The sequence below is a fragment of the Paraburkholderia sp. RL17-383-BIF-A genome (genome assembly GCF_046028015.1).
Taxonomy (GTDB): Bacteria; Pseudomonadota; Gammaproteobacteria; order Burkholderiales; family Burkholderiaceae; genus Paraburkholderia.
Window position 1 is genome coordinate 157041 of sequence record NZ_JARESR010000016.1, and the last position, 10492, is coordinate 167532.

General features: G+C 62.5%; 11 protein-coding genes. 3 read left to right on the top strand and 8 right to left on the bottom strand.

The genetic code is table 11. The features are described from left to right. Nucleotides 1-18 precede the first annotated feature (18 nt). A complete protein-coding gene (locus tag P0D71_RS19930) occupies nt 19-735 on the bottom strand; it encodes a phosphoglycolate phosphatase (RefSeq protein WP_408481673.1) in 717 nt (238 codons plus the stop codon). A 25-nt stretch (nt 736-760) separates the two neighbouring features. Next, nucleotides 761-1444 (bottom strand): ribulose-phosphate 3-epimerase, encoded by a 684-nt coding sequence (rpe, locus tag P0D71_RS19935; protein ID WP_007180282.1) that lies wholly within the window; start codon nt 1442-1444, stop codon nt 761-763. 290 nt (nt 1445-1734) lie between these two features. On the opposite strand from rpe, the gene apaG reads away from it, so the two are divergent. Then, on the top strand, nt 1735-2109 hold the full coding sequence (gene apaG, locus P0D71_RS19940) for a Co2+/Mg2+ efflux facilitator ApaG/CorD (protein WP_091798739.1): 375 nt from the start codon (nt 1735-1737) through the stop codon (nt 2107-2109). Between the two features lie 45 nt (nt 2110-2154). On the opposite strand, the gene P0D71_RS19945 is transcribed toward apaG, so the two are convergent. Further along, nucleotides 2155-2325, bottom strand: coding sequence for a hypothetical protein (locus P0D71_RS19945; RefSeq protein ID WP_408187530.1), 171 nt, complete (start codon nt 2323-2325; stop codon nt 2155-2157). Between P0D71_RS19945 and mltA the strand changes: the two genes are divergently transcribed. Next, nucleotides 2246-3478, top strand: a complete 1233-nt coding sequence (gene mltA / locus P0D71_RS19950; RefSeq protein ID WP_408301984.1) for a murein transglycosylase A — start codon at nt 2246-2248, stop codon at nt 3476-3478. The genes P0D71_RS19945 and mltA overlap by 80 nt on opposite strands. Nucleotides 3479-3570: 92 nt before the next feature. Here mltA and paaK read toward each other — a convergent pair whose 3' ends face one another. The 5 genes from paaK to paaN form a co-directional block, all read right to left on the bottom strand. Then, nucleotides 3571-4875 carry a phenylacetate--CoA ligase PaaK gene (gene paaK, locus P0D71_RS19955; protein ID WP_091798744.1) on the bottom strand — a complete coding sequence of 435 codons (1305 nt, stop codon included), beginning with the start codon at nt 4873-4875 and terminating at the stop codon, nt 3571-3573. Nucleotides 4876-5077: 202 nt separating this feature from the next. Next, the gene (paaI, locus tag P0D71_RS19960) at nt 5078-5539 is read right to left on the bottom strand and encodes a hydroxyphenylacetyl-CoA thioesterase PaaI (protein WP_091798747.1); all 462 of its coding nucleotides are present in this window, start codon (nt 5537-5539) and stop codon (nt 5078-5080) included. A gap of 1 nt (nt 5540) precedes the next feature. After that, the gene (paaG, locus tag P0D71_RS19965; protein WP_408481676.1) at nt 5541-6332 is read right to left on the bottom strand and encodes a 2-(1,2-epoxy-1,2-dihydrophenyl)acetyl-CoA isomerase PaaG; all 792 of its coding nucleotides are present in this window, start codon (nt 6330-6332) and stop codon (nt 5541-5543) included. Nucleotides 6333-6381: 49 nt separating this feature from the next. After that, a complete protein-coding gene (gene pcaF / locus P0D71_RS19970; protein ID WP_408481677.1) occupies nt 6382-7584 on the bottom strand; it encodes a 3-oxoadipyl-CoA thiolase in 1203 nt (400 codons plus the stop codon). 124 nt (nt 7585-7708) lie between these two features. After that, the gene (gene paaN, locus P0D71_RS19975) at nt 7709-9409 is read right to left on the bottom strand and encodes a phenylacetic acid degradation protein PaaN (RefSeq protein WP_408481678.1); all 1701 of its coding nucleotides are present in this window, start codon (nt 9407-9409) and stop codon (nt 7709-7711) included. A 137-nt stretch (nt 9410-9546) separates the two neighbouring features. On the opposite strand from paaN, the gene P0D71_RS19980 reads away from it, so the two are divergent. Next, the gene (locus tag P0D71_RS19980; RefSeq protein WP_091798759.1) at nt 9547-10323 is read left to right on the top strand and encodes an enoyl-CoA hydratase; all 777 of its coding nucleotides are present in this window, start codon (nt 9547-9549) and stop codon (nt 10321-10323) included. The last annotated feature ends 169 nt before the right edge of the window (nt 10324-10492 follow it).

Here is a 10492-nt window from a genome sequence, read left to right on the forward strand (position 1 = left end):
ATGAGGATGAAGGACTTTTCAAGTCGTGGATTGGTGCGCTGCGATCGCCTTGGCGGCGTCGAGCAGCGAGTCAACTATACCATCGGATTTTATTGTTTGTATAGCTTGGCCGTGGTTGTAACCGTAGGGCACCGTTAGCGTGGCCATGCCCGCTGCGCGGCCTGCCAGCGCATCGTTCTCCGAATCACCGATCGCCACCGTGGCTTGCGGCTCGACGCCCAGTTGCGCTGCGGCGGTGAGCATGGGCAGCGGATCCGGCTTCTTTTTTGCCAGACTGTCGCCGCCGATCACGACGCTGAAATATTGCACGAGCCCGTACTGCTGCAGCAACTCCACCGCGAACCGATGCGGCTTGTTGGTCACGCAGGCGAGTTTGAGTCCGGCGTCGCGCATGGCCTTCAGGCCGGCCTCGACGTTGGGATAGAGACGGGTGTGCGTGCCGTTGATCTTCGCGTACTCCTCCTGATAGATCGCGAGCGCCTCGTCGAAGCGCTCTTGCGCATGCTCCGTTTCGAAGCGCGGCGCCAGCACGCTGCGGATCAGATGCTCCGAACCCTTGCCGACATAACCGACCACTTCCTCGCGCGAAGTCTCCTCGGCGTCGAGCTGCGCGAGCATGCCGTTCAGGCCGGCGGTGAAGTCGTCGGCGGTATCGATCATCGTGCCGTCGAGGTCGATGATCGCGGCTTGCAGGCGCGGGCCCGTGAAAGCTGGGGCAGGGAACGGAGTGGTCATGTGCGGGCCGGTTATGCGTTGATTCTCAGTGCTGGATGTTGGCGAGTGCCGCGCGCATCTTTTCGATCACGACCTTGTGGTCCGGCTGGCCGAAAATCGCCGAACCGGCCACGAAGGTATCCGCGCCGGCCGCCGCGATTTCGGCGATGTTGTCGACCTTCACGCCGCCGTCCACTTCCAGATGAATCTCGCGGCCGGTGCGCTCCGTGTAGGCGTTGATGCGCTGGCGTGCCTCGCGCAGCTTGTTGAGCGCTTCCGGAATGAAGGATTGGCCGCCGAAGCCCGGATTCACCGACATGATCAGCACGAGATCGACCTTGTCCATTACGTGATCGAGATAATTCAGCGAGGTGGCCGGATTGAACACCAGCCCGGCCTTGCAACCGTGGTCACGGATCAGCGACAGCGTGCGGTCGATGTGGTCCGAACCTTCCGGGTGAAAGCTGATCAGGTTCGCGCCGGCCTTGGCGAAGTCCGGCACGATCCGGTCGACCGGACGCACCATCAGATGCACGTCGATCGGCACGTCGACATGCGGGCGGATCGCTTCGCAGACGAGCGGGCCGATGGTCAGGTTCGGCACGTAATGGTTGTCCATCACGTCGAAGTGAATCCAGTCGGCGCCGGCGGCGACGACATTGCGGACTTCTTCGCCGAGGCGGGCGAAATCGGCGGACAGAATGCTGGGGGCGATGCGGAATTGCGTCATGGCTGGGGGAGGATGCAAGCGGGAAAGCGCCATTTTACCGTTTTGTGCGCGGGCGCTCCGGTTCGCCGACGCTTTGAGTCCGGCTCCATGTCCGGCCTCGATTCGAGCCGTTACTGTGACAAAACGCCTTAGTAGCCCTTGGCCAAAGGGATTTGTCCGGTTGCGGGCGTGTCGCGCATCAAGCAGAATGCCAACACCATCAGCGCCGCTTCGCCAATGCGCCCGCAAACCATTGGCGTTCGGGCTTTCCCGCGATTTTTCACACCCCGTTTCAGCAGACCGGAATCAGGATGAGCCAGTACGAATTCAGCGTCTCGTCGCAGGTGCAATACCTGCCCGAAGAGTCGGACCCGGAGCGCCGCCAGTACGCATTCGCGTACACGCTGACTATCCGTAACACGGGCCAGGTGCCCGCGCAGCTGATCGCGCGTCATTGGGTGATAACGGACAGCGACAAGAATGTGCAGGAAGTGAAGGGCCTCGGCGTGGTCGGCCATCAGCCGTTGCTCAAACCGGGCGAGCATTTCGAGTACACGAGTTGGGCGGTGATCGCCACGCCGGTCGGCACCATGCGCGGAGAGTACTTCTGCGTGGCCGAGGACGGCGAGCGTTTCGATGCGCCGGTGCCGGAGTTCATCCTGCGCATGCCGCGCACATTGCATTGAACCGGAGGCGCGGCCCGCGGTCTTTAGAAAGCTTAACTTGCGGCTTTACTGCGGGTTTTGCTGTTTTTGTTGCTTTTGCTGTTCACTCGCGTTGGCGCGAGTTGCTTTCTTCTTGCCGGACGACGTCCATACAACGATAAAGACGAGCAGGAAGAGCGCAAGGAGCGATTCCAGCGCGAAGATAAGCATCGGGTATTCGTCGAACAGATCAGACATGGCGGTTTCCATCAAGAACGAACATTGTATGCGTTTTGCCCGCACGGCCGCAGGGTGGCTCGGCGCGCTTTCGGTTGCGGTATTGCTGGCGTCCTGCGGTGGCAGCGGCGCGGTCCGGCCTTCCGTTTCGCCACCCACGGGTGCCGCGATCATACCCGGTCAGATTGCCGCGACGCGGCTGACGGCCGTTGCCTGGCAGCAGGTTCCGGGTTGGCAGGACGACTCGTTGATCGGCGCAACCGCTGCATTGCGGCAAAATTGCGCGAGGCTGGCGCGTCAGCCGAACTGGGCGCGCGCATGTGCCGCGGCCTCGCAACTCGACGACCTCGATGTCACCAGTGCGCGCGCTTTTTTTGAAGCCTATTTCACGCCCTTCCAGTTAGCGAATACCGACGGCACAGTCGACGGTCTGGTCACCGGTTACTACGAGCCCTTGCTGCGTGGTTCGCGCACGCGACACGGCGTGTATCAGACTGCGCTGTATCGCTGGCCATCCGGCTATCGCGCGGGCGCACCGCTGCCGGCGCGAGCGCAACTCGAACGCGCGGGGGTGCTCAACGGCAATGAAATCGTGTGGGTCGACGATCCGATCGAAGCGTTCTTCCTGCAGGTGCAGGGCTCCGGGCGCATCGTGATGGAAGACGGCAGCGTCATGCGTCTAGGCTTTGGCGGCACCAATAATCAGCCGTACAAGTCGATTGGACGCTGGCTACTGGATCGCGGCGAACTCACGCCCGCACAGGCAACCATGCAGGGCATCAAGGCGTGGGCGCGAGCGAATCCCGCCCGCGTCGATGCGCTGCTCGATACGAATCCGCGTTTTGTGTTTTTCCGTGAGATGCCGTCCGGCGAAAACGTGCCGAGCGGCGGCGCGGACGGTCCGATCGGCGCACTGGGCGTACCGCTGACGCCTGAGCGCTCGATCGCGGTCGATCCGACGGCGATTCCACTCGGTACGCCGGTGTTTTTGCAGACCACGCGTCCGTTGACAAACTCGCCGATGAATCGCCTCGTCTTCGCGCAGGACACGGGTTCCGCGATCAAGGGCGGCGTGCGCGCCGATTACTTCTGGGGCCTCGGCGACGACGCCGGCGACCTGGCCGGCAAGATGAAGCAGGGCGGTCGGATGTGGTTGTTGCTGCCGAATTCCTGACCTGCGGTGCGAGTAGCGCATGGCTCGGCGTGGATACGCCGCGTCGCGCGCTACTTCCCGTCTGCTATTTCCCGTTTGGTGTTTCCCGTTTGTTAAAGCCCCGACTGGCGCTTGTCCACCACACGCCGGGCTTTGCCCACTGAACGCTCAATCCCGTTCACACCGAGCACGTTCACCACCGCGCTCACGCCGATCAGCGCCTTGATGTCATAGGCCAACGCCTGCTTGGCCGTGTTCAGCGCGGCCGTGTCCGGTGCCGATTCCGGGCAAGGTTCGACGTTCAACGTCAACACGTCGAGCGGGCCTTCCTTGGTCAGCACGATCTGATAGTGCGGTGCGAGCGCATGCTGCTTGAGCAGCAGTTCTTCGATCTGCGTCGGGAACACATTCACGCCGCGCACGATCATCATGTCGTCCGAGCGGCCGGTGATTTTCTCCATCCGGCGCATGGTGCGGGCGCTGCCTGGCAGGAGGCGTGTCAGGTCGCGGGTCCGGTACCGAATAATCGGCAGCGCTTCTTTGGTCAGCGACGTAAACACCAGTTCACCCAGTTCACCGTCCGGCAGCACCTCGCCGGTTTCGGGATCGATGATCTCGGGATAGAAATGGTCTTCCCAGATGGTCGGGCCGTCTTTCGTTTCCACGCACTCGGACGCGACGCCGGGTCCCATGACTTCGGACAGGCCATAGATGTCGACAGCGTCGATGCCCATGCGCGTTTCGATCGCCTGACGCATGTCGTTGGTCCACGGCTCAGCGCCGAAAATGCCGAGGCGCAACGAACAATTGGCCGGGTCCACGCCTTGACGCTCGAGTTCGTCCGCAATCGAGAGCATGTAGCTCGGCGTCACCATGATGATGTCGGGCCGGAAGTCCTGGATCAATTGGACCTGCTTTTCAGTCTGGCCGCCGCCGAACGGGATCACGGTGAGCCCGGCGCGCTCGGCACCGTAGTGCGCGCCGAGACCGCCCGTGAACAGTCCGTAGCCGTAGCTCACGTGCACTTTGTCACCGCGCCTCGCGCCGGCGGCGCGGACCGAACGCGCGACGAGATTCGCCCACGTGTCGATGTCGCGCGCGGTGTAACCCACGACGGTCGGCTTGCCCGTGGTCCCGGACGATGCGTGAATCCGCGAAATCTGATCCTGCGGCACGGCGAACATTCCGAACGGATAGCTGTCGCGCAGATCCTTTTTGGTGGTGAAGGGAAAACGCGCCAGGTCGGCGAGACTTTTCACTTCGCTCGGGTGAACACCGGCTTCATCGAACTTGCGTCGATAAACGGGTGAGTTTTCATAGGCATGGTTCAGCGACCATTTGAGCCGTTCAAGTTGAAGCGCGGCAAGTTCGTCGCGGCTGGCGGTCTCGATCGGATCGAGCGGAAGGGCGGTGGTCATTGAATGTCTCCTTGCTGCCTCAATGCTTGGGTCTGGTGTACGTGCGCTTGTGCGCGAAAACCGGGGCGGGCTGCTGTTTAACGGCGTGGCGCCAGAGAGCGCCACTCGGCCACGAATCTGTTGCGGGCTTGTCGCAAGTCACTGCGGAGTTGCGGCGAGTTTGGCGAAAGTTTGCCGCGAGTTTGTCGCGAGTTTGTCGATATCAGTTGCCTGCAGGAATCAGGTTCCCCTTAATCTGTGCCGATTTGCCGCGAAACATCGCGACGGTTTCCTCGGCGCGATTGGTTACGCGAATGTCGTAAATTCCGGTTCGGCCGCTCAACGTCTGTTCGACGGCTTCCGCCGTCAGCACGTCGCCGCCTTGCACGGGCCGCAAGAACTCGATCGAGCAGCCCGCTGCGACCGTGTTGATGTTGTACGTGTTGCAGGCGAACGCGAACGTGGAATCCGCGAGCGTAAAAATGAGGCCGCCGTGGCAAATCTGATGGCCGTTGAGAAAGTCGTCGCGCACGGCCATGCGCAGGCGCGCGTATCCAGGGCGCACTTCGACGATTTCGAGGCCGAGGGCGCGGCTGCACGCATCGTTCTCGTACATCGCGGCCGCGGTAGCGCGGGCGAGTTCGTCCGGCGTCATCTGGCTGGGATGGTTGGCTCGATTCGACATCTCAACGTCCCTTGAAGCGCGGCGCGCGTTTTTCCACGAAGGCTTGCACACCTTCCGCGTAGTCGTGGGAGGCACCCAGTTCGCGTTGCAGATCGCGTTCCAGATCGAGTTGCTGGTCGAGTGTTTGCGTCACGCCCGCGCGCATGGCCTGCTTGATTGCGGCAATGGCGCGCGTGGGTTGCTGCGCGAGCTGGGACGCGAGTTTCGTCGCGGTGTCGGCAAGCTCCGCGTCGTCGACTGCTTGCCAGATCAAACCCCAGCTTTCGGCTTTTTCCGCGCTGAGTTTGTCGCCGGTAATGGCAAGTCCCATGGCGCGAGCCATGCCGACCCGCTGCGGCAGAAACCATGTGCCGCCCGAGTCCGGCACGAGGCCGATCTTCACGAACGCCTGAATGAAGCTGGCGGAACGCGCCGCGAGCACGAGGTCGCACGCTAGCGCGAGATTGGCGCCTGCGCCGGCCGCCGTGCCGTTTACCGCGGCGATCACCGGCAACGGCAATGCTTGCAGGCGGCGAATCAGCGGATTGAAATGTTGCTCGATCAGTTCACCCAGATCGGTCATGGCGCCGGGTGTGAAGTCGAGGTCGGCCAGATCCTGGCCTGCGCAGAAGCCGCGGCCCGCGCCGGTTAGCACTAGCGCGCGGGCACCGGACGCTTCGACCTGGTCGAGCGCGGCGCTCAGTTCCTGATGCATCGCGCGAGTAAAGCTGTTGAGTTTGTCCGGCCGATTCAGCGTGATGGTGGCGACATGGCTCGATGCGTCGATGTCGAGACGAATCGCTTCATATGACATTGGGTGTCTCCTCAAAGTCTCTTGACCGATGGGCTCTGTAGCGTTGGCGTTAGAGCCGCTCGATAACCAGGGCGATGCCCTGGCCTACGCCGATGCACATCGTGCAAAGCGCAAAGCGGCCGTTGATCCGTTCCAGTTGGTACAGCGCGGTCGTGATCAGACGTGCGCCCGATGCGCCCAGCGGGTGGCCGAGTGCGATAGCGCCGCCGTTCGGATTGACGCGCGGGTCGTCGTCGCGCAGACCGAGTGTGCGCAGAACCGCCAGGCCTTGCGACGCGAACGCTTCGTTCAATTCGATCACGTCGAGTTGTTCGAGCGTCATGCCGAGTTGCTTCAGTAGCTTTTGCGTGGCCGGCGCCGGACCGATACCCATGATGCGCGGCTCGACCCCCGCCGTCGCCATGCCCACCACACGGGCGCGGCGGCGCAGGCCGTATTGATCGGCTGCCTGCTGGTTCGCGAGTAACAACGCGCAGGCGCCGTCGTTCACGCCCGACGCATTGCCGGCCGTCACGCTGCCGTCCGGCCGAACCACACCCTTGAGCTTGCCGAGACTTTCGAGCGAAGTTTCGCGCGGGTGTTCGTCCAGCAGCACGCGCACAGGGTCGCCTTTTTTCTGCGCGATCTCGACGCCGACGATTTCCTGGGCCAGCGTTCCATCCTGCTGGGCGCGGGCCGCCTTTTGCTGACTCGCTAACGCAAACGCGTCCTGATCCGCACGACTCACGCTGAATTCGACAGCAACGTTTTCCGCGGTCTCAGGCATCGAATCGACGCTGTATTGACGTTTCATCAGCGGATTGATGAAGCGCCAGCCGATCGTCGTGTCGTAAATGTCAGCCTGACGTGAGAACGCGCTAGCAGCCTTGCCCATCACGAACGGCGCACGTGTCATGCTTTCGACGCCGCCGGCGATCATCAGGCGTGCTTCGCCCGCCTTGATGGCGCGCGCTGCAGTGCCGACCGCATCCATACCCGAGCCGCACAGGCGATTGATGGTGGCGCCCGGCGCCTCGGTGGGCAAGCCGGCCAGCAATGCCGACATCCGCGCGACGTTGCGATTGTCTTCGCCGGCCTGGTTGGCGCAGCCGTAGATCACGTCGTCGAGAGCGCGCCAGTCGACGCCGGGATTGCGTTCGATCAGCGCCTTGATCGGCACCGCGCCGAGGTCGTCGGCACGGACATCTTTCAGGGCGCCGCCGTAGCGGCCGATTGGGGTGCGAATCGCATCGCAGATGAAGGCGTCGTTCATGTGGATTCCTGCCAGGGCGGATCGGCGAGAGATGCCGATCCGATGTCTCATGTTAGTTGGGGCGCACGGCCCGGTCCATTCGGCCAAACGGTATAGGACGAAGCCGTGCTTTGTCTTATGCCATTCAGCCAGCTACCGCCGGCGCCGCTTTCGGTTCAACATGAACGCGGCTCTGAACTACGCGGAAGCGATTCGCAACGAAGGCTGCGTCAGCCAGCGCGGCATTGGCCGCCGGGTTCGCGCCCGTGCCGTGAAAGTCCGAAAAGGCCGCCGACTGATTGACGAACACGCCGCCTGTCAGATTGATCGACAGGGCCACGCCACCGCGGATCGATGCTTCGTGCGCCTGTTCGAGCGCCGCTTCGTCCGTGCTGTAGACCGACAGCGTCAATGCGCCGTGTTCGGCGGCGATTGCACCGGCGAGGTCGAGGGACTGCGCAGTGGAGTCTGTCGCGATCACGAAAGAGATCGGGCCGAACCATTCCTTGGTGAATTGCGCGTGGTCGGTCGCGGCATCCAGTTGGACCACGAGCGGCGTGCGCACGCGGGCGCCGGCAAAAGCGGGATGCTCGAGCGTCTGGCTCTCGACGAGAACGCGGCCAAGTTTTGCGGCTTCACCCACGCGTTGGGCTACGCCCTCGTTCTGAATCGCGCCGAGTAGCTCGACCGCGCGGGCCGGGTCGGAGACGAGCTTTTGCACTGCGCCGGCAATGGCTTGCGCGACTTCGTCAAAGCCAAGCGTGCCTTCCGCGGTGCGGATGCCGCCGCGCGGCACGTAGATGTTTTGCGGCGCGGTGCACATCTGGCCCGAGTACAGGGCGAGCGAGAAGGCGATGTTGCGGGCAACGGCTTTGATGTCGTCAACAGAGTCGATCACGATCTGGTTCACGCCGGCTTTTTCGGTGTAGACCTGCGCCTGGTGCGCATTGCGCTCGAGCCACGTGCCGTTTTGCGTACTGCCCGTGAAGTCGATCAGCTTGATTTCCGGGCGCACGGCCAGCTCCTGGACAAGCGCGCCGTCGTTCGGTTCGGTGGCCAGCAAGGTGACGACGTTCGGATCGAAGCCCGCTTCGCGCAGAACGTCACGCGCAATTCGTACCGTGATAGCGAGCGGCAGAATTGCGCCCGGGTGCGGCTTGACGATGACCGTGTTGCCCGTGGCCAGATCCGCGAAGAGTCCGGGATAGCCGTTCCACGTCGGGAATGTGCAGCAGCCGAGTACGAGGCCGGTGCCACGCGGCACGACGGTGTAGCGCTTGTGCATGGCGAGCGGCGGATTCTTGCCTTGCGGCTTTTCCCAGTGGGCGTCGCCGGGAATGCGGCGCAATTGGTCCCATGCGTACGCGACGGCTTCGAGCGCACGATCTTGGGCGTGTGGACCACCGGCCTGGAAGGCCATCATGAATGCCTGACCGGTCGTGTGCATCACGCTGTAGCCAATCTCAAAGCTGGCGCGATTCACGCGCGCAAGAATTTCGAGGCACACGCCGATCCATGCTTGCGGGCCGGCGGCGCGCCAGTCGCGCTGGGCAGCGGCAGCCGCCGCGATCAGGGTGACGGGGTCGGCCTTCGGGTAGCGCACACCGAGCGGGAATCCAAACGGCGAGACTTCGGCCCCGACAGTTTCGCCCGTCGACGGTTGGTCTAGCTGGAACGTCGCGTTGAGATGCGCTTTGAATGCGGCTTCGCCGTCTGCGTTAGCTGTTTCCCCGTACACTTTCGGACTGGGCATTTCGACGAACGGGCTCCAGTAGCCGCGCGTTTCAATCGCGGTGAGTGCCTTTTGCAGCGTGTCTTCGTGCTTGGTGAATAGCGGATGTGTCATGGCAGAGGGGCTTGGCTTGTACGTTGGGGAAAGCCTGTCGAATAATTGACCGACCGGTTGGTTGGGGAATGTTAGCATTATTAAGATGGCCGCGCGAAGTGTTTTCGCGCGCGATTTTTCTACCTTAAGGAGGCGGCATGGCTTACGAGAACATTCTGGTTGAGACGCGGGGTCGGGTCGGGTTGGTCACATTGAATCGCCCGAAGGCGTTGAACGCGCTTAACGATGCGTTGATGGACGAATTGGGCGCCGCGCTGCGCGAGTTCGATGCTGACGACGCGATCGGTGCGATCGTGGTGACGGGCAGCGAAAAGGCGTTCGCAGCCGGTGCCGACATCGGCATGATGTCCACCTATACCTACATGGATGTCTACAAGGGTGACTACATCACTCGCAACTGGGAAACGGTTCGCTCCATCCGCAAGCCGATCATTGCGGCGGTGGCCGGCTTCGCGCTCGGCGGTGGCTGCGAATTGGCGATGATGTGCGACATCATTTTTGCCGCCGACACGGCAAAGTTCGGTCAGCCGGAAATCAAACTGGGCATCATGCCGGGCGCCGGGGGTACACAACGTCTGCCGCGGGCCGTCTCCAAGGCGAAGGCAATGGATCTCTGCCTGACCGCGCGTTTCATGGATGCCGCCGAAGCCGAGCGCGCTGGTTTGGTATCGCGTGTTATTCCGGCTGCTGCCCTGGTCGACGAGGCGATAGCAGCGGCTGCCACGATCGCTGAATTCCCGTTGCCAGCCGTGATGATGGTGAAGGAATCTGTCAACCGCGCCTACGAAACAACGCTTGCGGAAGGCGTGCATTTCGAGCGCCGCCTGTTCCATTCGCTCTTTGCTACTGAAGATCAGAAGGAAGGCATGGCTGCGTTCGTGGAGAAGCGCAAACCGGTTTTCAAGCATCGTTAATATGCTTGTCAAAATAGTGCTTGCAAGGCGCTGGCCGGCTCGCTAGAATCTCGCTCTTTCGTGCTTCGGACAACGGAGCGCGGGAGGCGGGAGAGCCAGTAGTGGCAAGGCTTTCAGCGGAGTGGGCGGGTTGAGAAAGTTAGAAAAACCTGTTGACGACGTAGTGAAC

What these genes read in the sequence shown, in the direction of transcription:
- P0D71_RS19930 (WP_408481673.1), bottom strand. Translation starts at nt 735, where the DNA reads ATGACCACTCCGTTCCCTGCCCCAGCTTTCACGGGCCCGCGCCTGCAA.
- P0D71_RS19945 (WP_408187530.1), bottom strand. Translation starts at nt 2,325, where the DNA reads ATGTCTGATCTGTTCGACGAATACCCGATGCTTATCTTCGCGCTGGAA.
- paaI (WP_091798747.1), bottom strand. Translation starts at nt 5,539, where the DNA reads ATGTCGAATCGAGCCAACCATCCCAGCCAGATGACGCCGGACGAACTC.
- paaK (WP_091798744.1), bottom strand. Translation starts at nt 4,875, where the DNA reads ATGACCACCGCCCTTCCGCTCGATCCGATCGAGACCGCCAGCCGCGAC.
- paaG (WP_408481676.1), bottom strand. Translation starts at nt 6,332, where the DNA reads ATGTCATATGAAGCGATTCGTCTCGACATCGACGCATCGAGCCATGTC.
- rpe (WP_007180282.1), bottom strand. Translation starts at nt 1,444, where the DNA reads ATGACGCAATTCCGCATCGCCCCCAGCATTCTGTCCGCCGATTTCGCC.
- paaN (WP_408481678.1), bottom strand. Translation starts at nt 9,409, where the DNA reads ATGACACATCCGCTATTCACCAAGCACGAAGACACGCTGCAAAAGGCA.
- P0D71_RS19980 (WP_091798759.1), top strand. Translation starts at nt 9,547, where the DNA reads ATGGCTTACGAGAACATTCTGGTTGAGACGCGGGGTCGGGTCGGGTTG.
- apaG (WP_091798739.1), top strand. Translation starts at nt 1,735, where the DNA reads ATGAGCCAGTACGAATTCAGCGTCTCGTCGCAGGTGCAATACCTGCCC.
- pcaF (WP_408481677.1), bottom strand. Translation starts at nt 7,584, where the DNA reads ATGAACGACGCCTTCATCTGCGATGCGATTCGCACCCCAATCGGCCGC.